This is a genomic window from Pseudoalteromonas sp. LC2018020214, assembly GCF_016598755.1.
GTDB classification, from domain to species: domain Bacteria; phylum Pseudomonadota; class Gammaproteobacteria; order Enterobacterales; family Alteromonadaceae; genus Pseudoalteromonas; species Pseudoalteromonas distincta.
The window spans coordinates 1485207-1511888 of record NZ_CP066804.1 but is presented as its reverse complement, the minus strand read 5'-3'; the positions used below and the strand labels follow the sequence as shown (position 1 = coordinate 1511888).

At 37.8% G+C, this 26682-nt stretch carries 20 protein-coding genes; 1 reads left to right on the top strand and 19 read right to left on the bottom strand.

What is annotated here, in order from left to right:
* Window positions 1–53: 53 nt before the first annotated feature.
* The 6 genes from JG479_RS06660 to JG479_RS06635 all read right to left on the bottom strand — a co-directional run bounded on the left by JG479_RS06660 (window position 54) and on the right by JG479_RS06635 (window position 10504).
* Window positions 54–3092 (bottom strand): hypothetical protein, encoded by a 3039-nt coding sequence (locus JG479_RS06660; RefSeq protein ID WP_039489984.1) that lies wholly within the window; start codon window positions 3090–3092, stop codon window positions 54–56.
* 503 nt (window positions 3093–3595) lie between these two features.
* The gene (prpF, locus tag JG479_RS06655; protein ID WP_039489986.1) at window positions 3596–4762 is read right to left on the bottom strand and encodes a 2-methylaconitate cis-trans isomerase PrpF; all 1167 of its coding nucleotides are present in this window, start codon (window positions 4760–4762) and stop codon (window positions 3596–3598) included.
* Window positions 4763–4773: 11 nt separating this feature from the next.
* Window positions 4774–7383 carry a Fe/S-dependent 2-methylisocitrate dehydratase AcnD gene (gene acnD, locus JG479_RS06650; protein ID WP_200220184.1) on the bottom strand — a complete coding sequence of 870 codons (2610 nt, stop codon included), beginning with the start codon at window positions 7381–7383 and terminating at the stop codon, window positions 4774–4776.
* Between the two features lie 128 nt (window positions 7384–7511).
* Window positions 7512–8636 (bottom strand): bifunctional 2-methylcitrate synthase/citrate synthase, encoded by a 1125-nt coding sequence (gene prpC, locus JG479_RS06645; RefSeq protein ID WP_039489990.1) that lies wholly within the window; start codon window positions 8634–8636, stop codon window positions 7512–7514.
* 35 nt (window positions 8637–8671) lie between these two features.
* Window positions 8672–9550 carry a methylisocitrate lyase gene (gene prpB, locus JG479_RS06640; RefSeq protein ID WP_039489991.1) on the bottom strand — a complete coding sequence of 293 codons (879 nt, stop codon included), beginning with the start codon at window positions 9548–9550 and terminating at the stop codon, window positions 8672–8674.
* A gap of 267 nt (window positions 9551–9817) precedes the next feature.
* Window positions 9818–10504: a GntR family transcriptional regulator gene (locus tag JG479_RS06635; RefSeq protein WP_200220183.1), complete on the bottom strand. Its 687-nt coding sequence runs from the start codon at window positions 10502–10504 to the stop codon at window positions 9818–9820.
* A gap of 265 nt (window positions 10505–10769) precedes the next feature.
* Between JG479_RS06635 and rsmF the strand changes: the two genes are divergently transcribed.
* Window positions 10770–12221, top strand: coding sequence for a 16S rRNA (cytosine(1407)-C(5))-methyltransferase RsmF (gene rsmF / locus JG479_RS06630; protein ID WP_200220182.1), 1452 nt, complete (start codon window positions 10770–10772; stop codon window positions 12219–12221).
* Window positions 12222–12384: 163 nt separating this feature from the next.
* Here the strand turns inward: rsmF and JG479_RS06625 are convergent, their stop codons facing one another.
* From JG479_RS06625 to JG479_RS06565, 13 genes are all read right to left on the bottom strand, one after another.
* Window positions 12385–14289 (bottom strand): acyltransferase family protein, encoded by a 1905-nt coding sequence (locus JG479_RS06625; RefSeq protein ID WP_200220181.1) that lies wholly within the window; start codon window positions 14287–14289, stop codon window positions 12385–12387.
* A gap of 242 nt (window positions 14290–14531) precedes the next feature.
* Window positions 14532–15257, bottom strand: coding sequence for a VpsP family polysaccharide biosynthesis protein (locus JG479_RS06620; RefSeq protein ID WP_200220180.1), 726 nt, complete (start codon window positions 15255–15257; stop codon window positions 14532–14534).
* The gene (locus JG479_RS06615) at window positions 15250–15978 is read right to left on the bottom strand and encodes a tyrosine-protein phosphatase (RefSeq protein ID WP_200220179.1); all 729 of its coding nucleotides are present in this window, start codon (window positions 15976–15978) and stop codon (window positions 15250–15252) included. Before JG479_RS06615 ends, JG479_RS06620 begins: the two co-directional genes overlap by 8 nt.
* Window positions 15979–15992: 14 nt before the next feature.
* On the bottom strand, window positions 15993–18197 hold the full coding sequence (locus JG479_RS06610; RefSeq protein ID WP_200220178.1) for a GumC family protein: 2205 nt from the start codon (window positions 18195–18197) through the stop codon (window positions 15993–15995).
* Window positions 18198–18218: 21 nt separating this feature from the next.
* Window positions 18219–18743: a polysaccharide biosynthesis/export family protein gene (locus tag JG479_RS06605; RefSeq protein WP_200220177.1), complete on the bottom strand. Its 525-nt coding sequence runs from the start codon at window positions 18741–18743 to the stop codon at window positions 18219–18221.
* Entirely contained in the window at window positions 18743–19963 is a 1221-nt protein-coding gene (locus tag JG479_RS06600) for an outer membrane beta-barrel protein (RefSeq protein WP_200220176.1), read from the bottom strand. The genes JG479_RS06605 and JG479_RS06600 overlap by 1 nt, the downstream gene beginning before the upstream one ends.
* Window positions 19947–21350, bottom strand: a complete 1404-nt coding sequence (locus JG479_RS06595; protein ID WP_200220175.1) for an undecaprenyl-phosphate glucose phosphotransferase — start codon at window positions 21348–21350, stop codon at window positions 19947–19949. Before JG479_RS06595 ends, JG479_RS06600 begins: the two co-directional genes overlap by 17 nt.
* Before the next feature lie 203 nt (window positions 21351–21553).
* Window positions 21554–21940 carry a 3-phosphoshikimate 1-carboxyvinyltransferase gene (locus tag JG479_RS06590; protein ID WP_200220174.1) on the bottom strand — a complete coding sequence of 129 codons (387 nt, stop codon included), beginning with the start codon at window positions 21938–21940 and terminating at the stop codon, window positions 21554–21556.
* Between the two features lie 57 nt (window positions 21941–21997).
* Window positions 21998–22975 carry an acyltransferase family protein gene (locus JG479_RS06585; protein WP_200220173.1) on the bottom strand — a complete coding sequence of 326 codons (978 nt, stop codon included), beginning with the start codon at window positions 22973–22975 and terminating at the stop codon, window positions 21998–22000.
* Complete coding sequence (locus tag JG479_RS06580) at window positions 22968–24134, bottom strand: O-antigen ligase family protein (RefSeq protein WP_200220172.1); 1167 nt, start codon at window positions 24132–24134, stop codon at window positions 22968–22970. The genes JG479_RS06585 and JG479_RS06580 overlap by 8 nt, the downstream gene beginning before the upstream one ends.
* Complete coding sequence (locus tag JG479_RS06575) at window positions 24134–25171, bottom strand: glycosyltransferase (RefSeq protein ID WP_200220171.1); 1038 nt, start codon at window positions 25169–25171, stop codon at window positions 24134–24136. Before JG479_RS06575 ends, JG479_RS06580 begins: the two co-directional genes overlap by 1 nt.
* A 2-nt stretch (window positions 25172–25173) precedes the next feature.
* Window positions 25174–25743 carry a hypothetical protein gene (locus tag JG479_RS06570; RefSeq protein ID WP_200220170.1) on the bottom strand — a complete coding sequence of 190 codons (570 nt, stop codon included), beginning with the start codon at window positions 25741–25743 and terminating at the stop codon, window positions 25174–25176.
* Window positions 25743–26681 carry a glycosyltransferase family 2 protein gene (locus JG479_RS06565; RefSeq protein ID WP_200220169.1) on the bottom strand — a complete coding sequence of 313 codons (939 nt, stop codon included), beginning with the start codon at window positions 26679–26681 and terminating at the stop codon, window positions 25743–25745. The genes JG479_RS06570 and JG479_RS06565 overlap by 1 nt, the downstream gene beginning before the upstream one ends.
* Between the last annotated feature and the right edge of the window lies 1 nt (window position 26682).

Below are 26682 nucleotides of genomic sequence, written 5' to 3'. Positions count from 1 at the left end.
GCTTTCTATAAAAAAAGGGAAAAGCGCTGCTTTCCCCTTTTATAGTTTAAATATTACTTAGATGAATCAATTAAATCAACATCAGTGTAAGGCACTACATCACCATCGATGTAAGTGATAGATACACCGTTAGTAACTTTAGAAGCAGTACCAAATGACATCATGTCGCCATTGTACATAGCTTTAACATCACCAGTGTAACCTGTAGATTCCATACCAGTTAGAGATAATGTGTAACCCATTGCTGCGTCACCTTTAACCATAACTTCTAATGTACTTTCATCTTCATCACCACTACTGTCAACCATACCCATTACTTTAAAGTCTAAGTCGCCAGACATACCTTCAAGTGTAACTGTACCCATGTCAGTAGCATCATCAGCAGTTAAATTTAACATACCTGTAAAACCAGAATCACCGTCCATAATTTCGATATGGTTCCAAGTTTCAGTATTAACGATTTCAGCGTCATCAACTGTGTTTTTATCAACCGCACTATCAAAAGTAAATATTAAACATGAATCGATTTGAGTAGGATCAATAATTGTACCGTCAGCAAACAGTTCACACTCTTCTAGAGCTGCAGTACGACTTTCACCCGTAACAAGTGAAACAGTTGCGTCATTTTCACCCATTAATGTAGCGCCCCAAGCAACTACTAATTGCTCGCCTTGGTAAGAAGCTGAAGCACTGATCATTTCACCGGTGGTTTCGTTCTCTAATTCTAAAACTAACGCATCTAAGTCATAGTTATATGACCAATCAGGTTGACGAGTAGAAGTACCTTCACCTGAGTTACCCATTTCAGCTAATTCATCAATTACGTCAGCAAGAACATCTGCTGCATCGATAACCGCTTGACCGCCAGTGTTAGTAAGGACAGTCATAGTCGATAATGACTCTGATGTAGCTTTAACAGAAGTTAGTACTTCAAGTTTAGCAACCGCCGATTCAGCCACAAGTTGTAGGTTATAAGCTGTTACAAATTGGTCGCTAGCTAGTTCACCTTGAGCTTCAGCAGCTGTTTGCATAGCTGTAAGCGCATCAATCATTGCTTGTGCGCCTTCGCCTTCAAGGTCTAGGTAAGCATTAGCAGCAACAAGTGCTTGCTCAATAGCAATTTCAAGTGCATCAACAGCAGCAGCAAAATCAGACGCAGCAGTAACAGCAGTCATTGCAAGCTCAAGAGCTTCAGTTGCGTTTGCGGCTGTATCTACCATTGCACCTTCTGCGTTAGCAAGTGCGCTTGTAGAAGCTGCTTCAGCTGTGTCTGCTGCTGATTTTTTCTCATCAGCAACGTCTGCAGTATCTTCAGCAACTAGTTTTGCTGCAGCAAGAGCAATATCAAACGTTTCAATCGCTGCTTCTGCTTCCGCTACTAGTGCAGCTAATGCAGCGTCGTATGCAGCGGTATCATTTACAGCATCAAATGCATCTGTTTGTAAAGACGTTGCAGAATCAAGAATCTGTTGGTAATCAGAGCTTTGAGTAACTAGCGCTTTTGCAGCAGTTACATAACCTTGTGATTTAACAAAAATAGAATCCGCTTTAACTGTTAAATCAGCTGTTGCAGCTTCATTTTTCAGTAATGTTACAGCACTTACAAATGCAGCTGCGTTATCAGCTGTAAGAGCATCGCCACCCATTGCTTGAACATCAGCAAGTGAACTTTGAGCTGTCTCAATATCCATTTCTAGTGCAGTAAGTGCAGTTTGTGAAGCTGTAACTTCTACCGTTAATGCAGCTGCTAGAGCTGTATAAAAATCATCTCCAACTGTACACTCTGCACCAGTACAACCAATTACTTCTAGTGCTTTTTTAACTTTTACTGCAGCGGCTGCAAGGCCAGCATCAGTTGCTGCACCATTTTTCACAGCTTTATCTTTAGCTGCTTTTGCTTTTTTAGCAACATCAGCTGAGTTAGCAGCAAACGCAACTATCTCACCAGCAGTAGGAGCTGGAATTTTTGCTGCAAAAGCTGCTTCCAATGCAGCTTTAATATCTTCTTCAGTGCCCGTTGCAATAGCAACAAAAACATTTGCAGTATTTGTAATAGCTGTTTGTAACATTGTCGCTATTGCTGCAATGCTAGCATCAGCATTACCTTTAAACTGGCCTGATTTAATACCAGCTTTAATGCTGCTCATTACATCACCAATTGAAGGTAAACCCTGAATTGAAGATGAAAACTGTGCAATTGCTAAAATACCATCAGTAAGCTCTTCTTCACCATCAACATCACTTAAATCTACAGCGCCGCCGTTAGATAAGTCGCCAATAATAGCAGAAAGTAAAAGTGCTGCGTCTTGACCCATTACTTGTACAACAGTGTTTAAGCTAGCTGTAGCTATAGCACCTTCATCTACACTCGAGCCTGAGTCAAGAAGAAGAGATGCAACTAATGATGTTAAAAAAGTAACATTTGCTTTATAAGAACCTGTAACATTAGTGTCGCCTGCAGAACCACTCGCTCCTGATGGATCAGCTTCAACAACTGGAATGAATTTAACAACTGAAAGCTCTAGGTCAGTTTTGTACCATTCACCAAACTCAATCGCAGTATCACCATCATTTTCGTCGTCAACTTCTGGCGCTACATCGTAATTACCACAACCTACGTAAGCATCACAACGTAAAAAGCTATCATCGCCTTCTTCAGACGTTTTAACAGTAATGTAAACAGGACCAGTAAAATCATCATCTAGGTAGATGCTGTAACGGCCGCTTTCATCAGTTAAGACTTCAGGGTTAGCGGCAATTTTACTTGCTTCTACCGCGGCATCTGCAGCATCTTGAGATAGTGCTTCTTCAGAAAAAGACTCTGGCTCTGCTGAGGCAGCTGAGCGAAATGCCACAGGAACGCTTTGACCAGATTCATCTAAAGTCATTACAGTTACTACAGCATTTTTCATTGAACCTTTAACTGCTTTACCTGTTACTTCAATGTTGAATTGTGCATCGCCCGTTGCAGTAAAAGATTCTACAGGTGTAACAGGAATATTTCTGTCGTTATCTGAACCACAAGCTGTTAAGCCTAATGTAAGTGCAACTGAAGCTGCAATAGGTGTAAATTTGATCGTACGCTTTACCATTTATTTCTCCTTGATAGCCTGGAATGAGTATCAGATATTAGTTTAGTTGATAGTGCCTTACATAAGCTTTTTATATTCTAAAAAGCCTTAAAAAAGTACACAATCATAACCTTTGTTACCAGAACTTTAAAAATACCATTAAGCTATATAGTTATGCTACATATTTATACGTTTTATAGAAGTATTTATCTTTATTCTATGAGCTACTTCTTTATCAGCATCTCTATTATTCAATAACCTATAGACACTCATAAAGAACCAGCACATATTGATACAATATATTCACTTTATTAAATGAATATTACATACAATTTAGTTTGTTAATTATATTCTTCAAGTAAATGCGGTGGATGAGAGCTAAAAAAGTCGATAATTCGAAAAATTAATGAAAAAGGATTATTTCTAACGAGTATGAGTAGGTTTTACTTTAGCTAAGCAAACGTTTATAAAATTTGTTTGCTTAACTAAAATAAATGTTTAGTTGTGCTTAACTTCCCCAGTGATTAGTAAGGGACTCTTACAACCCCTTCCATTAATACGCGTGCACTTCGGCTCATACTTGCTTTGGTAACTAGCCAGTTGCCAGCATTATTTTTAGCCTCAGCACCTACTTTTAGCGTGCCCGACGGATGACCAAAGTTAACTTCACTCAATGCGCCGCCACCAGCGGCTATATTTACGAGTGTGCCTTCGATTGCTGCGGCCGTGCCAATAGCAACAGCAGCTGTGCCCATCATGGCATGGTGCAGTTTACCCATCGACATAGCGCGTACTAACAAGTTGATATTTGCAGCTTCAATGAGCTTTCCGCTAGATGCTTTGTAATCTAAAGGTGATGCAACAAACGCAACCTTTGGCGTATGTTGACGAGCTTGCGCTTCACTAATGTTAGTAATTAAACCCATTTTAACAGCGCCATAAGCACGAATGGTTTCAAGCTTTTCAAGCGCTGCAACATCATTATTTATATCGTCTTGCAGCTCTGTGCCGGTATAACCAATATCAGTGGCGTTAATAAATATGGTAGGAATACCTGCATTTATCATTGTTGCTTTTAAAGTACCAACATCCGGTACTTCTAAATCATCAACTACATTACCAGTTGGAAATAACGCGCCATCGCCATCAGCGGGGTCAATAAATTCAAGTTTTACTTCAGCTGCTGCAAAAGTAACGCCATCGAGCTCAAAGTCGCCGGTTTCTTGTACTTCGCCATTGGTCATAGGGACATGCACTAATATGCTTTTTTTAATATTAGCCTGCCACACACGCACAATAGCAACACCGTTATTAGGTACTCTGCTTTTATCGACCAAACCATTACTAATAGCAAAAGCCCCCACTGCTGACGTTAAGTTACCGCAGTTACCGCTCCAATCCACAAAAGGTTTATCTATAGCCACTTGACCAAACAAGTAATCAACATCGTGCTCGGCTTGCTCACTTTTACTTAGGATTACGGTTTTACTGGTGCTTGATGTAGCGCCGCCCATTCCATCCGTTTGTTTGGCATACGGATCGGGGCTGCCAATAACACGCAGTAATAAATTATCGCGCGCCTCGCCTGCTACTTGAGCAGGCTTTGGCAAATCAGTTAAATTAAAAAACACACCTTTACTGGTGCCGCCACGCATATAGGTTGCAGGCACTTTAATTTGCGGTTTAAACATAGTGTTTGCCCTTATGCAGATTGCGTTGCTTCTAAAAAGTCTTGAGCAAAGCGTTGTAACACACCACCAGCCGCGTAAATAGAAAGCTCTTCTTGGGTATCGATACGGCACTTCATAGGCACAGTAAGCACTTCACCGTCTTTACGGGTAATGCTTAAATTAACTGTGGCGCCTGGTTTTAAATCACCCGTTACATCGTACGTTTCACTGCCATCCAGCTTTAGAGTTTTACGCGTTGTGCCTGCTTTAAACTCAAGCGGTAAAACCCCCATACCAATTAAGTTAGTACGGTGAATACGCTCAAAGCCCTCTGCTGCTATTACTTCAACGCCTGCAAGTCTTACGCCTTTTGCAGCCCAATCGCGCGACGAACCTTGCCCGTAATCTGCACCGGCTACAATAATAAGCGGTTGTTTACGCTCCATGTAAGCTTCGATTGCTTCCCACATACGGGTATTAGTACCTTGTGGCTCTAATCGTGCGTACGAACCTTGCTTAACTTCGCCGTTTTCGTCAAGTACCATTTCGTTTAGCAGCTTTGGATTGGCAAAGGTTGCACGCTGCGCTGTTAAATGATCGCCTCGATGCGTTGCGTACGAGTTATAGTCTTCCTCTGGGACGTTCATTTTGGTCAGGTATTCGCCAGCAGCACTACTTGCCATAATTGCGTTTGATGGCGATAAATGATCCGTTGTAATGTTATCGCCAAGTACTGCAAGCGCGCGCATACCGGTCATAGTGCGCTCACCCGCAAGTGCACCTTCCCAATAAGGAGGGCGACGTATGTAGGTGCTTTCTGGGCGCCAGTCGTAAAGTGGGTCGTTATCTTCACCGTAATCTACAGTTAAATTAAACATAGGCTCGTATACTTTTCTAAATTGCTCAGGCTTAACGCTTTGCTTAATTACTGCGTCAATCTCTTCGTCTGATGGCCATAAATCTTTAAGCGTAATATCGTTGCCTTGTTGATCTTGCCCAAGTATTCCTTTTTCAATATCAAAGCGAATAGTACCTGCAATGGCGTACGCAACAACCAAAGGAGGTGACGCTAAAAATGCTTGCTTAGCATAAGGATGAATACGCCCGTCAAAATTACGATTGCCCGAAAGCACCGCTGTAGTGTATAAATCGCGTTCGATGACTTCTTTTTGAATAACAGGGTCAAGCGCCCCGCTCATACCGTTACAGGTAGTACACGCAAAACCAACAATGCCGAAGCCAAGTTGCTCAAGCTCTGTAAGTAAGTTTGCATCTTCAAGGTATGATTGCACCGCTTTTGAACCTGGTGCTAATGAAGTTTTAACCCAAGGTTTGCGCATTAAACCCTTTACATTTGCGTTACGGGCAAGGAGTGCTGCGGCAATTACATTGCGTGGATTACTGGTATTGGTACAACTAGTAATAGCCGCAATAATACACGCGCCGTCTGGCATTAAGCCTTCTTCATTTTCCACAATGCCCGAAATACCTTCTTTAGCTAAATCGCTTGTCGATACACGGCGGTGCGGATTAGATGGACCTGCAATATTGCGCCCCACGCTTGATAAATCAAACTTAAGTACACGCTCATATTTTGCGGTTTTTAAGCTATCGCTCCAAAGGCCTGCTGTTTTTGCGTAGTTTTCTACAAGGGCAATTTGTTCTTCTTCACGCCCTGTTAAACGCAAATAATCTATTGTTTTATCATCGATATAAAACATGGCTGCAGTTGCGCCAAATTCAGGTGTCATGTTTGAAATGGTTGCTCTGTCGCCAAGTGTAAGCGCGTCTGCACCTTCACCGTAAAACTCTAAATAAGTAGATACAACACGTTGCTCACGTAAAAATTCAGTAATAGCCAACACAATATCGGTTGCGGTAATACCGGGTTGGCGCTTACCTGTTAGCTCCACGCCTACAATATCAGGTAGGCGAATATAAGAAGCACGACCAAGCATCACGCTTTCAGCTTCAAGCCCACCTACGCCCACAGCAATAACGCCCAGCGCATCAACATGTGGCGTGTGGCTGTCGGTACCAACTAGTGTATCTGGAAATGCAATGCCATCTCGGTTTTGAATAACCGGCGACATTTTTTCAAGATTAATTTGATGCATAATGCCGTTACCCGGTGGAATAACGTCAATATTTTTAAACGCAGTTTTAGTCCAGTTTATAAAGTGAAAACGGTCATCATTTCGTCTGTCTTCGATGGCGCGGTTTTTTTCAAATGCGTCAGGATCAAAACCGGCATGCTCTACCGCTAGTGAATGATCCACTATTAACTGCGTGGGTACTACCGGATTCACTTTAGCCGGATCGCCGCCTTTGGCTGCAATTGCATCACGCAAACCTGCTAAATCAACAAGCGCTGTTTGCCCTAAAATATCGTGGCACACTACCCGCGCCGGATACCACGGAAAATCTAAATCTTGCTTTCGCTCAATCAGCTGATTAAGTGCATCGGTTAACATGGCAGGGTCGCATCGGCGTACTAGGTTTTCGGCAAATACACGCGATGTATAAGGTAGTGTGGCGTATGCACCTGGCTTAATTGCATCTACGGCTTCTTGCGTATCGTAGTAGTCGACATTTGAGCCCGGTAAAGGTTTACGGTATTGGGTATTATTAATTATGGTCATGGTAAGGGTTCGCTAATTTGGTGACGGTGTTTGCTCACAGCTAGCGTGTTTAATAAAAAGTTTGAGAAAAACTACTCGCTAGTGGCTATGTGCAATAAAAAAGTGAGCACATGCGTGCTCACCCATTTTTAACGTGACTCTATTGGTGTGTAACTGCGTGCATCAGGCCCTGTGTAATCGGCACTTGGGCGAATAATACGGTTGTTAGCGCGCTGCTCTTTTACATGTGCTGTCCAGCCCGTAACACGGCTCATTACAAATATTGGCGTAAATAACTTAGTCGGAATATCCATAAAGTGATAAGCAGATGCATGGAAAAAATCGGCATTACAAAACAGCTTTTTCTCGCGCCACATAATTTCTTCACAACGAACAGACACAGGGTAAAGTACGGTATCGCCTACTTCATTGGCTAGTTTTTCAGACCACTTTTTAATAATTACATTACGCGGATCAGATTCGCGATAAATCGCATGACCAAAGCCCATTATTTTGTCTTTACGTTCAAGCATGCCCATAATTTCTTGCTCGGCATGTTCAGCGCTTGTAAAACCTTGAATCATATCCATTGCCGCTTCGTTAGCACCACCATGTAATGGACCACGTAGCGTACCAATCGCACCAGTTACGCAAGAATGAATATCAGAAAGCGTTGATGCACACACACGCCCTGTAAAGGTAGAGGCGTTAAACTCGTGCTCTGCGTACAAAATTAGTGATACATTCATCACTTGTGCAAACAATTCACTAGGTGCTTTGTCGTGTAATAAATTTAAAAAATGTGCGCCAACTGAGTCGTCATCAGTTTGTGTTTCAATGCGTACGCCATCGTGTGTAAAGCGGTACCAGTAACAAATAATACTTGGGAACACAGCAACCATACGGTCGATTGCATCATTAGCTTGGCTAAAATCAAGCTCCATTTCAAGGTTACCCAACATTGAGCAACCCGTGCGCATTACATCCATTGGGTGTGCGTCTTTAGGAATATTTTCAAGCACGGTTTTAAGCGCATCAGGTAAGCCGCGTAAACTTTTTAGTTTTGCTTTATATTCTGCCAATTCGCTTGTGGTTGGTAACTCACCACGTGAAAGTAAAAAAGACACTTCTTCAAACTGCGCTTTTTCGGCAAGTTCACTGATATCGTAACCACAATACGTTAAACCAGAACCACTTTGCCCAACAGTACACAATGCTGTTTGACCAGCCACTTGTCCGCGTAAACCCGCGCCGCCTAATGCTTTATCTACCATGATCTTCTCCTATCTTAAATTTGTGTGTGATTTTATTATTTGTCAGATTTTGATGAAAAAAGGGTGTCGAGTGTGTTCTCGTACGTGTGGTAATCTAAAAAGTCGTAAAGCTCAGAACGCGTTTGCATATTTTCAATTTGGCTTTGTTGTGAGCCTTCATTTAAAATTGCTGAATACACGTTTAGCGCTGCTTTGTTCATGGCTCTAAATGCACTGAGTGGGTAAAGCACCATTTCAACACCTACATTGCTTAACTGCTCTTTTGTGTAAATAGGTGTTTGGCCAAACTCAGTAATGTTTGCCAAAATTGGAACGTTAATCGCTTTTGCAAACGCTTGGTAATCAGCAAGGTCGTGTACGGCTTCTGCAAAAATAGCGTCAGCACCGGCTTCAACACAGGCAGCTGCACGGTCTATCGCGGCGTTTAAACCTTCTTTTTGAAATGCATCGGTACGCGCCATAATATAAAAATCGCTATCGGTTTTTGCATCAACAGCCGCTTTAATGCGGTCAACCATTTCACCTTGGCTTACAATTTCTTTATTAGGACGATGACCACAGCGCTTTTGCGCTACTTGGTCTTCTATATGAAAACCCGCCGCACCCGCTTTAGTCATTTCTTTTACTGTGCGTGCAATGTTAAACGCCCCACCCCAACCGGTATCGGCATCAACAAGTAGTGGTAAATCGCTCGCACCCGTAATACGACGAATATCTTCAAGCACGTTATCAAGGCTTGTCATACCTAAGTCAGGCATACCAAACGAAGCGTTTGCAACACCGGCACCTGAGAGGTAAATAGCTTGGTGACCCATTTTTTCAGCCATCATCGCTGTGTAGGCGTTAATAGTACCTACCACTTGTAAAGGGCGGTTATTGGCAATAGCGTGTTTAAATTTTAATCCTGCTGACATTACTTTCTCCTAACTTTGAACGGTTGCTACGTGGAGTAACTTATAGTTTTAATCTGTAATTGTGACTGTTTAACTGCTCTACTTAACTTTTAGCTTTTAGCAGCTTCTGTTTTTTGCGACTAATATCAATCTGTATGCGTATGAGGTCTATTTAACGATAAGAAAATCGTTCTGTAACTAGGCAATAATTTTTATGTTTAGTGGTTCTAAATAAAAAATTCTTAACGACGTTATAGAGCGATTTAATCCGTTAAATTGTTCGAATACTCATATTGATTGGTATACATCGAATTTGGTTTGAATATTTGCTTGCGATGCACTGATGTGGCGCTTCATAAGCATTTCGGCCAGCTCGCCATCGTGGTTTTCAATGGCGTTAATAATCGCTAAATGCTCATCAAACGCTTTTGATACACGCGGCCCCACCATGCCCATTTGTACACGGTACATGCGTATTAATTGATAGAGCTCATTACACAGTAAGTGAATTAAATGCGCGTTTTTACTGCCTTGAATAATACGGTAATGAAAATCTAAATCGCCGGCTTCTTGATAGTAAGATTCGCCCTCTTTAACACGCTGTGTTTGTAGGTGCTGATTAAGTAATTGCTTTAAGCCTTTTACTTCTTCGGGTTCCATATTGTCGGCAGCAAGCCTACATGCCAAACCTTCAAGTGAACTGCGAACTTGATAAACTTCAATCAAACGCTCAGCGGTAAGGGCAACTACGCGGCAACCTACGTTAGCTTTACGCTCAACAAGGTAGCAACTTTCTAGGCGATTTAACGCCTCTCTAAGCGTTGCTCGGCTTACACCATAACGTTTGGCAAGCTCAGGCTCTGATATTTTACTGCCTTGAACTATAATGCCTTCAACAATCTCACGGCGCATATCTACAAATACTTGATCTGATGCGGTAGTTATAGGCGCTTCGTTTAAAAATGTGTGTGTCATAAGTTATTTTTTGGATTGTCGACAATTAATGTAGTTACTATGGGCTTATTAAAAAATCATGTCAACCCTTAAACCTATCAAAATGGCTAAAAAACACGCTCATTGTCGACACCATTAACCTAAAGTCGTATAAAATCACTTTTAAGATGGATAGAAACAATAAAGTGTCGACACCACAGTCAAACTTACGTTACGTTTTTTAGCGCTGAAAATACCTAATATAAATGCTATTATCGCGCTTTATTTTTATAGTATGAGCTAACGCGTGAACGCCAACACTTTTATTCCTGAGCACTTTATTGATGACGTAAAAACCTATTTACCAGCGCATCTAAACTTAGATGACTTTTTAAATGCGTGTCGCAGGCCGCTCAGAAAATCTATCCGCGTTAATACATTAAAAATTAGCATTGAAGAATTTGTAAAACGTGCCACTGAAAAAAATTGGCTGCTAACCCCAATCCCATGGTGCAGTGAAGGCTTTTGGTTAGAACGCCCAAGCGATGAAGAGCAAAACCTAGCCCTAGGTAATACCGACTTACATCTAAGCGGTGCTATGTACGTACAAGAAGCAAGTTCAATGCTGCCCCCTATCGCATTAAAGCAAAGTATTGAACTCGCAGACTCTCAAAATAACACCATACTTGATATGGCATCAGCACCGGGCTCTAAAACCTCACAGCTTGCAGCACTTATGAATAACCAAGGCGTGCTTGTTGCAAATGAGCTTTCGTCATCTCGTTTAAAGGTACTTAGCGCAACACTCAAACGCATGGGGGTTGGCAACTGTGCGCTCTCGCACTTTGATGGCGTTATATTTGGCAACTACATGTTTGAATGCTTTGATAGCATATTGCTAGACGCGCCTTGCTCTGGCGAAGGCACAGTACGTAAAGATACCGACGCACTAAAAAATTGGTCAATAGAATCAAACATTCAAATAGCCCAAGTACAAAAAGACTTAATTAAAAGCGCTTTTTATGCATTAAAGCCAGGTGGCACCTTAGTATATTCGACCTGCACACTTACCCCACTCGAAAACCAGCAAGTGTGTGATTATTTACTCAGTGAATTTGGCGACTATATAGCGCCACAATCCCTAAGTGATTTATTTGAAGGTGCAAGTAAAGCCACTACCGCTGAAGGCTATTTACATGTATGGCCGCAAACATTCGATAGCGAAGGCTTTTTTATCGCTAAATTTAAAAAACACGCAAGTTGCGATAACCCAAATCAAACTGTTAAAAAAGGCGCGTTTCCGTTTAACGGGTTTGATAAAAAGCAAAGTGCCGCGTTTATGCAATCACTTAAAAAGCATTTTGGGTTAACTAACCTGCCTGGCAGCCTAATGCAGCGTGACAAAGAACTGTGGTTATTTCCTGAGGGGTTTGAAGCCGTGCAAAATAAAATTAAATATGCACGCTTAGGTATTCAAATTGGCATTATTCATAAAAACGGCGTAAGGCTAACCCATGAGTTTGCAACCGTATTTGGCAATGAGTGTAAAACTAACATATTTGCTTTAAATAACGAGCAAGCAAATGATTATTTTCAAGGTAAAGATATACGCTTAGCTGAAGCCACTCAGACAATAGGTGAGGTGGTATTAACGCTATGTGGTTGCCCTATTGGGCTCGGGAAATGGCAAAAAAATAAGATTAAAAATTCACTACCACGAGATCTAGTGCAGAATACGCAGTTAATAAGCTGGGTTTAAATTTATAATTTTAAGAAACTTAATGTCAGAATTGTTTCACCACATGCTAAAAAGTATCTTGTAATTCAAGAATGTAAATTACAAGATATACCCTAAAAGTAAGCTTAAATACCTAGATTGAAATTTATCATTACTATCCGTGCCTAAATTTTAAAGTTGATTTTTATTGATAAAAATCATTAGGAAAATAATTACTTTCCTTAATTTTAGTCCCCAGATACTTAGCTCCAAACTCAGTTATGTGTGTATCATCAAAGTACAAAGGCTCATTTTTACTACCTAAAATGGTACATTCACCACTAGAGCAAAAAAAGTCCATAATATTAATAAAGTTAAAGTTTAATACTTTTTGATATTTAATAAATTCACTTTTTTGAAAGTCTATTTTAGCACTGTCGTTACTTGAGATCTCTTTATAGGCAGCCGCACTAATATCAGTATTTTCATAGTACGATTCGTAAATGATATCTTGTGCTGATCTATTGAAAGATTTACCACCAACAACGTAAATTTTCGCGCTTTTGTTTCTACTTCTTATATTTTCAATAGATTTAAAAACATAAGGTAAACTTTGATCTTTCCAAAACATCGAAACTACAATAACGTCGGCTTTATCTAAAGCTTCATCAGCCTGTATTGTAGATATTTGTTTTTGACATCTTTCATTAGAAATATTCCCATTGGAAATATTATCGTTAACCTTGAAAGATCTATTTAGCATTTCTTCGTCAAGCGCAAATACCTGACACCTCGCTGCTACTATTCTTGAAATTACATCAACATTATTACTCAAGCCTGTTTCATACAACGAATTTACGAAATCTCCAGATTGCGAATCTCCAATAATTAAAAGTTTGTATTTAACATCCCTAAAAGTTGTCTTATCCTCTAACTCTCTCAACTTATCAAAGGTATAGTCACTATTATTAGTTGTAGATGTGACTGTAACGGCTTTATATATATCATCTGGCATATTATAAAAATACCTTGTCTTGCCAAAAATAATTAATGACAGCGTTACAAGCCCTAAAGCAATATAAATAGGTTTACACTTCAAGTAATCTTTAATTTTACTGAAATCTTTTTTGAATTTTATTTGCTCTATGTACTTGTTACTTAAAAAGCCTAGAAACACAGATAATGCTATTCCTAAGTAGATATACTTATCGTCTAATGTGTAGTAATAAATACCAACAACTAGCGGCCAATGCCATAAATAGATTGAGTATGACCATGCACCAATCTTCTGAAAAAATACATTCCCTGTAATAAAGCTCTTATCACGAGCGGCCAAAATCACAAAAAAGGCACCCAAAACTGGAAACAAAGCAGCATAACCTGGCCATGCATCTTCTTTAGTGACTATAAAGTAAGAACCCACAATTAACGCCAAACCTAATCTCTCTAAAAGCATTTTCTTTTTATTGCTGACCACTATTGGAAATAGATAAGCTACACCGCCTATCATCATTTCCCATGCTCTAGTAGGTAATAAATAGTAAGCAGCATTCGGCCAATTAAAACTAGCAAAAACACAAAATACAAAGCCTAAAAAAGTTGCAGCTACAATTAAGTAGTTCATTAATTTAATAGTTGTGAACTTATGAATAAACACCAATACAAGTGGGTAAATTATATAAAATTGCCACTCAACCGAAAGTGACCAAGTATGTAGCAACCACTTCTCGTGAGATGCAGCATCAAAATAACCTGCTTCAGTCCAATATGTAATGTTAGATAAAAAACTAATGCTACTTAAAGCATGTTTACCAAGAAGTTGATAATCTAGAGGGGGTAAATAAAGCCAACCAAAAAGAAGCATTAAAAAGCAAAGTAAGGCTAATGCTGGAATTATTCTATTAGCTCTCGCAACATAAAAGTGAGCTATAGAAAAGTTTTTTTGCTCTATTCCTTTAAATATTATACCGGTCATTAAAAAACCTGATATAACAAAAAACACATCAACCCCAGCAAAACCACCTGGCAACCAAGCTGCATTAAAATGAAATAACACTACACCAATTACAGCTAGAGCTCGAAGTCCATTTATATCTTTTCTAAATTGCACAATATTATCCTTAACAGTGAAACATCACTTAAATAAAAACGCTAGAACGCACAGTTAATCTAATCCTTTGTTATCAATTGTAACCAGGTGGCAAAATTAATTATGCTTTATTAGGTAGCTTTACTACACTTTACATTACTTTCTTCTTCTCCCTAATGAACCAAGAAAGTGTTTTAGTTAACGCTAGGCTCAATTTAGAGTCACTTTATAGCCCAGAGGTTTTTATAAGCCTCTGGGCGTTTTTATTTGCAGGTTTTTTTGTAAATATAACGCTGTTTAAGTTTTTTATATGCTGCGCCAAATTGTAGCGACATACACAAAGTAGGTAGTTGATTTAATTGTTCAGCAATAGTGTAAATGCGGTTAAATCGATAACCATACTGGGCAGCCATACTTAAAGAATTTACATACAATGCTTTATACTCTGGCGGTAGGTTTTGCCAATTTGCTAATGAAATTTCTATAATACCTAAATGCATATCAAGCTTGTATGGGCCTACTTTTTTTGCCTGATCAATATATTTTAAAACTTGTTTACTTGGCCCTTGTTGGTAGCTAGTAACTTTAGCAAGTTCAATCCAAGTTTCAGCCCATGAGCTCCTAATCTGGGTAGAATGAAGTAAAAGCGATTGAATCTCCTTATATTCAGTATCTAGTTTACTTTGCCCAGTTTGATCGGTGTTAGCTAAAGCAAGCAGCTTAATATACGCTAAAAAATGTAAATAATGGGCATGTTCGGGCTCAATCTCTATGGCTAATTTAATAGCTTTTTGGGCTGTGTTAAGCTCATTATTATACGCCTCAGGTGCATCAAGGGGTGAAGTGTTACTGAGTTCTTGTACTGTATTTAGTGAGCTAAAATACCAGGCATTAGCGCGCATACTTTGTAAACTAAAATAACAAATAATGAGTGTAACTATTGCCAACAGCGCAAGTTGTAACCGCTTAAAAACCAGCTGATCAATCATTAAATAGTACCTCAGTTAAGCACTTAGGGTTTGTTACAAACAGTGTATGCGACTTACTTTTACCAAGCATGTCGGTTACTCGTTTTTTTGCCTTACTTAAAATAGGTGGCCTACGCTTTACCGAATGTGCGTCAGATGCAATATAACTCACTAAATCGGCTTTAAGCATATGCTCGCTAATGTACTGAGCTTTCTCTCCCCAAAGGCCTTCAATGCTTGACGCTGTTAACTGAAACTCACACCCTAACCGTGTTAGTTTTTCAATGTAAAATAGGTTTGACTGAATATCACGATTTCTCTCTGGGTGAGGAATAACCACTTTTATATTTTGTTTAGCGAGCCAAGTAATGAATTTGTCATACCCTTGAGGTACATGTGAATGAGGTAGTTCTAACAATAAATAATTAGAGCCATTTTTTTTGCCAATAAACGGTAGTTTATTAGTTAAAATAAGCGGCATTAACTCAACATCAAGGCGAGCCTCTGCAGCCACTGCAATTTTAATATTAATATTTTGGGCTAAACAAGCTGCTTTTAAGCGAGTTAAATCGTTAAAAATTTGGGGAGCCGAATTATTATATCGGCCTAAATGAATATGGGGGGTTGCAACAATATGCGTTATACCGTCGCTTTGCGCCATTTTTAAAAGCGCTAAAGACTCATTTAAATCTTTAGCGCCATCATCAATACCTGGCAAAATGTGTGAATGTATATCAATCACAATTTATAGGCCATTTAAGTATTTTCAGGTTCAGGTTTTTTAGAGTAATCGTGGTAGTCGTAGTAACCATAACTATGCTCATCGTTAGACTTACTCATATCTACCTGGTTAAGCACCACGCCCGCTACATGTGCTTTTACCTCAAATAAACGCTCAAGGCCTGCCTTAATTGGTTTTATACGTGTAACGTCTGATTTTACAACATATATAACCGAATCAGCACTTTGAGCTATTACTAATGCATCACTAACAGCTTGTGTCGGTGGTGTATCAATAATTATATGGTCGTACTGAGTTTTAAGGTGTTCTATTAACTGTGAAAACTTAATGTTTGATAACAACTCAAGTGGATTACTTGGTATTTGCCCACTTGGCATTATTACTACGCCTGATTTTTCATCAATGTGAACACACTCACTTAGCTCCTCTGTACCCACTATTAAATTAGTTAAGCCAGGGTGATAAACCGGTATTTCAAATCGCTTAGCAATAGTTGGCTTACGTAAGTCACCATCAATTAGCAATACTTTACCCATTTGAGCTAATGATATAGCCAAATTAGAAGATGTTGTTGTTTTACCTTCACCTGGTGCTGTAGAAGTAACTGCAATTATTTTATGCTGTTTATCGAGCTGAGTTAAAAGTAAACTAGTACGAAATGTTCGTACTGACTCAGCAAAGCGCCTATACGACTCGTCAAGGTATGCGTGCATAGGCAGTACACTTTTCTTAGGTATTTTTACTTGCGGGATTAACCCTAGCATACGCTGTGCTAATTTGCTTTCTACGTCTGGTTTTGTTTTAACGGTATCGTTAAGGGCATCAAAAATAAAGCTCATAACTATTGCAAAAATTAAGCTCCCTACAAACGTAAGTATTACAATAAGCTTTTTATTGGGTTTACTTGGGATGCTCGGCGCATAAGCTCGGTCGGTAAAGCGTGCTGCAGCAGAGGTAAAATCGCTTGTTACTTCGGTTTCTTTAGAGCGTGATAGAAACGTATTAAATATATTGCGGTTTGTTTCCACTTCACGCTTTAACTGGTTATATTGAGTTTCTTTGCGGGTAATATCTTGGTAACGCGCTCTAATATTACTTAAATCATTTTCGAGTGCATTCACGGTTCTTGTGACTCTATTGAGCTCTTTTTCAATACCCGTAATTAGGTCTTTAATTTGTTTATTAAGGTTATTTTTAACCGTAATAAGCTCTGCACTGGCCGATATAATTTTAGGGTGCTTAGGACCATAAACTTCACTTAATTCACTTAACTTGCGCTCAACGGTAACTACGTCACGTTTTACGTTTTGAATAACATTATGCGATGTTATTTCAGGCATACTTCCTAGTAACTCAAGATTATTGTTACCGTATTCGGTTATAACTCGGTTAATGCTCTCAAGCTTGTTTTTTTCGTTGCGCGCTTCAATTAATTGAGCCGATATTTGCTCAAGCTCTTGTGTTACAAGCCCTGCTATACCTTCAATATCGATTAAATGCTGTTCTTCTCGAAAGTCTTGCAAACGCTCTTCTGAACCATCTAACTGAATACGTAATTGCGACAACCGAGAATTAAGCCAATTAGAGGCTTGTTGAGTTATCCCCATTTTCGCACGCATTTGGTTATCAATGTAAACCTCACCTACAGTATTAGCAACTAAGGCTGCTAATTTAGGGTTACTTGACTCAAAGCTTATATTTACTAACTGAGTTTTACGGATAGGTGATATTGAAAGCTTAGATTTAAATACTGACAGTAAAATCAACATATCACGCTCAGCTATTTCTTCAGCAGATAAATATCTTTCTTCATTTTTATTCAAAAAAGGAAATACATTTTTTATATAAGATTTTGCCTCACCCATCACGCTAGGTTTAGCAATAAAATCATCATATGAACCTAAATGAAGTTTTTTTATGACTTCCCTAGCAACGCTGTCAGATTTCATTACCTCAAACTGCGTTAAATAGTACTCTTTTTGATTAGTATCTAGGCCGTAAATTTCTTCAAAACTAACAGCTTTAGCTGCTTCGGCTTCAATTAGTAGTGTAGCTGTTGCAGTGTATTTAGGAATTAAAGTTAAGGAAATCATTATACTAAGCAGTGTAATAACTATAGCAAAACTTAAAACTTTCCATTTAGTACGTGCGATAACTTTAAGGTATGTTCTCAAATCGATAATTTCTTCATTATTAAATTTTTCTGGTGCTTTATTCATTTTTTAGTGCCTATAAACTGCTTAAAACAAGCGTTGTTCTATTTTTATTGTATCGCCTGCTGCAATTTGGCTGTTAAGAGTGCCTTTTTGTTGCTGCTGCTTAGTTTGCTCTTTAAAAATATAAATTTTATCAGTTGATGCCCGCTCAGTTAAGCCGCCCGCCAATGCAACGGCTTGGTTAACTGTCATGGCTGGCTGATAAGGGTAAGCACCGGGAGATTTAACCTCGCCATGAATATAAAAAGGCCTATACTCAACAACCTGAACATATACACTTGGGGTTTTTAAATAATCAGGCTGCAGGCCATTAGCAATTGACTTTTCAACCTCGAAAGTAGTTAGTCCAGCAAGCTTAAGCGCCCCTAAAAATGGGTAATTAACCTCGCCACTATTACCTAGCAGTGCCGTTACCTCTAAATCGGGTTCACCAAATACTTTTATTTCTACTTTGTCGCCCGGGCCCAACACATAGTCTTGCGCTGTTTGTGCAAAGCAAGTTGCGCTTAAAAACAAGCAAACAGCACTAAAAAAAAGTTTAAAGTTCATTAATTAGCCTTTAAAGCGAATGTAAAATTAATACCCATTATTACACGATCAAACTCGATTAATGGCTGATTAGAGTTTTTATCAATAAAGTCAACATAGGTCGAAATTAAACCAAAGTTATTAGCTTCGTAATTAAAACCAAGTCGAGCGCTTTTTGTTTTATCGTTACGCCCAATATCGCCTGTATATTGCTCATCTATATAGCCCACACTCGCTACAGATACTAAATAGTCACTCCAATTGTGCTTCCACTTAACGCCATAGGTGCTCTCTTTGATGTAATCGCCTTCAAGCAGTGGATCGGTTGCTGCCCTACTGGTTGTAAAATCAAATGTAGAATAGGTTAAAGGCTGCCAAGTAACACCAGCCTCCCAGCTTAAGCCACTAAAACTCTCACGTTGGTTATCGTCAAAATCTTTATTTTGGTAACCAAACTTAAATGTGCCAGAGGTAAGTGACGTTGCTTCCCACTCCATACCAAAAAGCACTTTAATATCATCAGAATTACGAGAAACACCACTAGCCTCTAAAACGTCATACCGGTAGTCATTGCGGGTTACTTCTACAAACATACGTGTTGCAGCTTGCGTGTTGTAATATCCTTTTGCACCAACTAACGTTTTATCGTAATCGCGGTATTGTGATGTAGCTCTAAAATTTTGATATTTTTTACTGTAAAAACCAGAAACCAACTCTAATTGTGCCTTAGATGTTTGCGAACCAAACTGATAAGTACCAGTAATATCTTGTTGTTGATACTTTATAAGCTCATCAACAATATCGCCCAAGCCCTGCGTTAAACCAGTACCTCGTGGTTCATACAGCCAATCAGCAGTACCGTTAATATCAAAAACGTGTCGGCTGGTAATTTCTTTGTGTACGCCGGCACCCAAATTAACTTGAGTAAAGTTATCAACAGAATCTTTATTATATAAAGAGCTACTGGTGCCAACGCTTAGCTTGTAGCTGTCGGGGCCATCGTCTATTACTGCTGCAACACCCGGTGAAATAGTCCAAATCACACGCGACTCTTCATCAGTTGGTGTATTAAAAACATTGTCGTTAACGCTTAATCCCGTTTGCAAAACTGGGGTAATTTCGGCACCATCTTTGGTCATAAAGCTGCCTGGCGTAAATTCGGCCGATGCAGGAGCTGACAACGTTGCCGACAATAAAACTACGGCACAAGGTACAACTGATTTTTTAGTATGCATTTGCATTTTTAAATCCCTTAAAAATTGTCATAAAAATTATTTTAACATCTAACCATAAAGACCAATTCTTTATATAATGTAAATCGTGTTCAACGCGTTTTTCCATTTTATCAAGCGTATCGGTTTCGCCTCGCCAACCATTAATTTGTGCCCAACCAGTTATACCTGGTTTAGCTTTATGCCTAAACATGTAAAATTCAACTTTTTTACGATACTCTTCATTGTGGGCAACTGCGTGTGGGCGTGGCCCTACTATTGACATATCGCCTTTTAGCACGTTTATAAATTGTGGTAACTCGTCAAGGCTAGTGCGGCGTAAAAAGCCGCCCAACTTTGTAATACGGGCATCGTTTTTAGTAGCTTGAGTTACCACTGCACTATTTTCGGTTACCGACATTGAGCGAAATTTCCATACTTTAATTTTACGCCCATCAAGCCCATATCTGTCTTGTTTAAAAATTACAGGCCCCTTAGAGGTAAACTTAACAGCAAACGCTATAGCAATAAGCATAGGAGATATAAGCAGTAAAACAATCGACGATACTATTATGTCTTCGGTGCGTTTAATAAACTCACGAGCACCTATAAAAGGAGATTCAAAAACGCTTAGCGTGTCTACATCACCAACGTGTTCAACACGGGCATGTATTAAGTTTGAAAGTAAAAAGTCAGGTATAAAGTGTACGTCTACCGTGGTGTCGCCAAGTTGTAATAACAAATCGGCTATACGTTTATCGGCTTTCATTGGAAGAGCTATATAAAGTATGTCGATTTTACCTTCGCGGGCAGCACATATAGCATTTTGAATAGTTCCGGATACTTCGTAAGTCTTTACATTGTTAAATAAACGTTTTGGTTTACGATCATCAAAAAAACCTAAAAACTTAAAACCAAGCTCATCGTTTTTTTCAATCTCGTCATACAAATACACAGCAGATTCTGTAGCCCCTATTATGGCAACGTTACGCAAGTTCATACCCAAACTACGGCGGTTTCGCTTATATAAATAAACCCCAAAACGCCATATATATAAAAAGGCAACACTTAGTAAAAACCATAAGCTTAAACCAATGCGTGAGAGCGATTCAGTAAACTTAAAAATAAAAGATATAAAAAATAGAATACTAAAGGCGACAAACAATGAGCCCCAAGCACACAAAACCATAGTTTTAAATTTACCAGCACGCCAAGAGCGATAAGCAGAGAATATTTCGGCACAGTATAAAAAGCTTAGCGCAACGGTTAAAACGGCTACCATATAATGAGCCGACAGTTCAAAACTATAAAAAAGTGCAGAGCATTGAAAAGCTAAAAATAATGCGAATATATCGAACAAACGATAAAAATTAGCATCGGAAGAGCCAGTTGGTTTAAACGTCCTTGATGACTTCATACTCTTAGTCCCTAAGTAAAGTGCTGTGGATAAATACCACGTGCCTATTAATTAATAATAACGTATCAATTATCTATATTCAATAATATCGCATTTAAAAACTAACAACAGCTTAACAGGCCGTAACCAATTCAAACTATAATAAATAAAATAAAAACATATATAAACAAATCTAAACTTTTTAAATATTGTTTATATTTAACCTATAAAAATAAACTTTTAACGTAACTCCATATACCTAATGAAAAACCTTCAAATATATTTATACCTAATGCTGATTTTAACAAATAAATAAATAACAACACTATAAAAAAACCCAAAGTCACTAAAGTGGCTTGGGCTATGGCAGAGGCTTTTTTTTCGGTAGCACTTAATTGTCGCCTATTTCGACCCGCTAATAATACAAAGTAATATCTGTACTTAAATAATCTAACAACACCTCTGCAATCTACGGCATGAACTCCCCACTGCCTAGCGCCAATGGCTATTTTAAGATGAGATAATTGTTCTTCTGTAAAACTTTGCTGAACCTCTTCAGGCATCCTATTAAGTAAATTTCGTATTGATGGATCTTGTTTAATATTACTCAAGCGTTGCCCTTACATATTACTATTAAATTTTAAAATCACTTGTCTCTAGTAAGAATGTTATTTTTTATTAAATAGACGCTTACAATATAAGTTAATCTTCAGCTCAACAAAAATGTACACAAAGTGGCCGACGATAATAGACCCAGATGTAAGTACAAATAAATACACTTCTTTATTGACTGTAGGAAAAAAGTACATAACCAATTTGTTAATAATTACCAATGAAAAAGCATGCGAAAGATACAAAGAGTAAGAAGAGTCACCTAACTTATACAGAAGCCTTTTAAGCCCTTCTAATAGTTTTATAGGCTTAGCGACTCGCTCTAATAAAAGAGAGCCTTGGAATATGAACCACATTTGGATGCCGTAATAAATAACTTTTGATTTAAAATCATATAAGTATATTAAGCATAATAGTAATGAAATTATAAAAACCAAGTAAAAATCATATCTAACAGGTAGTTTATATTTGAAAATATTATAAGAAATAACTCCCATTGCAAATTCTAGCAAATAGTTGTCGAAATAAAAGTCTATTGAAAATATGTAACCAAGCGCTGCCAGCAATATTAGTGGTAAAAATACAATGTTTCTTTTTTCAAAAAGGATAGCAAACAAAGCAAATATAAAATAAAAATAAAACTCATAGCTCAACGTCCACCCATTTCGTACCAGGTATTTATCGTCTGTTGGCAGTAAGAAAAATGATTTAAAGACCACGGTTTCACCACCACTACTATTAACTAGATCTGGTAAAGCTATAAAAACAGCCAATGCTAACAAGGTAAAAAACCAATAAAGTGGGATTATTCTTAAAATACGAGATTTTAAAAATTTAACCGCAGAAAAACTATGTTTGTCTGTTGAAAAGCATATTATAAATCCTGAGATAATAAAAAAAAGGTCCACTCCAGCTTGCCCAAAACTAAAAACTTCAGCATCTGGTAAGTTATTTTGTACTGATTTTATAGTTGCATGATAGTAAACAACTAAAATAGCAGCAATTCCTCTTAAGTATTGAATTGAATTAATCATGATTTAAAAACATATTAGGGTTTAGGAAAGGCATAAAAAAAACCAACATAACAGCTTGACCTACCGCCATAAAAGTTACAACAAATATACAGTAAGCATAAAATAAAAATAACTCCTTGTAATATCGACCACTTTTATAGCATGAATACATAATATAAAAGGACCAGGACAATAAAAGTAATAATCCTATTGCACCATATTGAACAAGCATATCAAGGTAAAAATTATGCGCCCCATTAATTAAACGTTCGTCCCAATAATAGTCAAACATATAGTAAGTAATTTGGTCAGAACCTACCCCCAATAGTGGATGTTCGCTAATTATTTGATATGCATTAACAAGTAGGTTTTCTCGGTGAACATTGGAAGTGTAAAGTGCGATCCCTTCATCTAAAAAGTTACTTTGATAAATTTTATAGTCAATATAAGTGGAAATATCAAAAAGATACAGCATACCTCCAGTAATTAAAAAACCACTAAACAGCAATAACTTCATCTCTCCAAGACTAGGTTTAACTTTTATTAATTTTATAACACCTAATAAAATAAAAATTAAAATAACGCCAAATATTCCTTTACGTTCCATAGACATAAAAAGAGGTACCAGGCTTATTAAAAACACTTTAAAAGCTTGGCGGTCAGAAAACATACTCGACTTTAGTAATAAAAGTAATGAGAGCAAGCCAAACGCATACTTTCCATCATTAGCTGATTTATAACGCGTTAAATGTCCTTCAGAAAAATGATAAAGCATCGTGTATGTTGCAGATATAATTAAAAAAATAATTGTTAACTCAAGAAATAGTCGACTATTTTTCTTTGCATATGATGAAGCAATTATAAAATACGTCATTATCCATAAAAGCTGTATACACTCCTTTATTGACGCCGACAGATTGTCGTTATACACCCCATTAGTCAAAATATAGCCGATATATAACCATACTGGGATAATTTTCACCTGGGCAAAATTATAAAAAACTTTTGGTGTAGTTAATAATTTAATTGCAACTAATGATAATAATAGCAAATCAGAAAGGCGTACTAGAGCGCCAAAGATGCCGTATCTAAACATCGACAAATATAAAGGCAAAATTGAACAAACAACTATAAAGCCAATCATTTCTGTTCTGGAATACTTGAAGTTAAACAGCTGCATTAGTTTAGTTCCATTAAACTAGCGTACACTTTTGAATGCTCTATAGCGGTTTGTTGAATCGAAAACTTTTTAGCACGTACTATAGACAACTGAGAGGCATGGCTAAATCGCTCAGCGTCATTAACCAACCCCTCAATTTTAAATGCAAGGCTCTTTTTATCTCCTACCTCAAATAATGAGTTTTGGTCAACAACATGATTTAAACCTTCAACATTAGTTGCAAATGTAGGTAATCCCGCTGCCATAGCTTCGACTACTGCAATGCCAAACCCTTCCCAATGAGAAGATTGTACATATATATCTAGTGAGTTTAGAAAAGTAGGTATATCGTTAACTTGGCCTAAAAATTTAACTTTATTGTTTATTCCTAAGCTTAAAGCGTAAGCTTCGTACTCAGACCTTAGTTCGCCATCGCCCGCTAAATTAAGTACAAACCGGTCGTCAAGCAGAGTCATCAATTTTAGTAAGGTTTTTATATCTTTTTGTGGTGCAAAACGACCAACCATACCTATGTTAATCACTTTAGCGTCAGCACTCAGTGTTTTAGCAGTTTGAGAAAACCGCTCTAAATTAACGCCATTATTTATAACATAGGCTTTTGATATACTGGCTTTAATGCTTTCTAAAAACTTAGTTTTAACGCCTTCAGATATACAAATTATTTTTTTAAATTTTTTATAAATAATACTTTCAAGTGTTTTTATAAAGAGTAAATCTCGGCGCCTGTAATGTGGGTTATGTTCTGTAACTATTGTTGGCGTATTTGTAAAGTACGCAATATAGATTGATGGGTATAAATGGGTATGCACTAAATCCGCTGCATTTAAGCGTTTTATAACACCAAAGAAGCCCAAGTCACGTTTATGAAAAACCTCTACCCCTAAAGCTTTTAACTCATCAATATATTCATTTTTACCACGTGTTAAAATCACTTCAAACTTAAAGTCATTGTTTTGTAGCGTCATTAAATCAACAAGCAAGCGCTGCACGCCGCCTAAACGCTGTAAATCATTGGTAATGTGTACTATTTTTTGCATTTTTATAGCTTCCTTGCCCAAGTATCATCACATAAGTTATCGCAGTACATGTTTATATCAATTACATCTTTAATAACCTTACAAGGTGCACCAACAACAACTTTATTACTGTTGATGCTTTTTACTGCTACAGCGCCTGCACCCAAAACAGAATTATCGCCAACGCGAATATCACCAACCAAATTTACATTGGGTCCTACATAAACGTTATTACCAATAGTTGCAGACTTACCATTATGTATTGCACCAATAGATACAAACTGTAACAAACTGCAGTTGTTTCCTATTGTTGCTTGAGAGTTAACAACAACATTACCGTGGGGTATGTACAAACCGTAGCCTATAGGTACATTATAATTTAGCTGGATATTAACTTTTTTCCCCAAGCCTGCTTTAAATAACCTAAATACAAAAGGTAATATAGTACCGTTTATTTTAGACATCCTTAAATACACTTGAAATCTAAAGTAGCAGTTATTTATTAAGTATTTAATAAATGTTTTTTTGTTTGTTTTTTTCGTGTACCTATATAAATCAGACTTAACCAAAATTTTTATTTGCGATAAATTCATTAAAAAAACCTTCCCACATAACAAATAGAACTAGAAGCTGTAAACTTAAGCTTTGCTACCAGCGAATTACTGTATTTGTTAAAAGTATCTTTAAAAGCTCCGTTTATATGTTTGCAGTTTTTAAAAAACAATTTTCGATCTAAGCGGTCTTTAATCGTATATCCCTTTAAACTTACTAGCAGAGAGTATCTTGCAACTTGAGCAACAACCTCTTCTTTATTATCAAAGCTATTTAATGTTGCTATAACTGCATTCGTCATATTAAGCAATAAATTAGAGTACGATGATGTTCTACCGCTGGTTGTTGAACCCGCCCTTTTTCGATAATAAACGAGAGTATTAGAAAGCTTCAATATTGATTTAGCCATAGAAAATGCATGAATGTTGTAATAAATATCTTCATAGATTACACCTTCAGGAAATTTAAGCCCTTTGAGCATTTCTTTTTTATATAACCGTGTCCAAACAAAAAAGCCGGTATTAAATAATGCAGTATTTGTGGATTCACTCTCAATAACTTCATTACTAACACCTAACGGTAAAGCAGAGCTAAACTCTTCAAAAGCGAATTCAATTATATCCTTTGTTCCATCTGTTACATAAGATGACAGTACACCCCAATAATTGGAGGCAATTGCATCGTCAGAATCTATAAAACCAATGTACTCACCTTTAGCAATTAATAAAGCAGCATTACGGGCAGCAGCTTGGCCTTTATTAACTTGTTGCTTAATTATGGTTGAATTAAATTTTATGACTGATTTATGCTCTAAAATAAAGCTTTCGCACAGGCTTATTGAATTTTCAGGGCAGCAGTCATCAACAAAAATAACCTCAACTTGGTCGCTATTGGCGCCCTGAAGTAAGCTTTGCATTAAATCAGGTATAAATTCAGCTACTTTATAAACAGGGCATATTAGTGATAATTTAATTGGCATA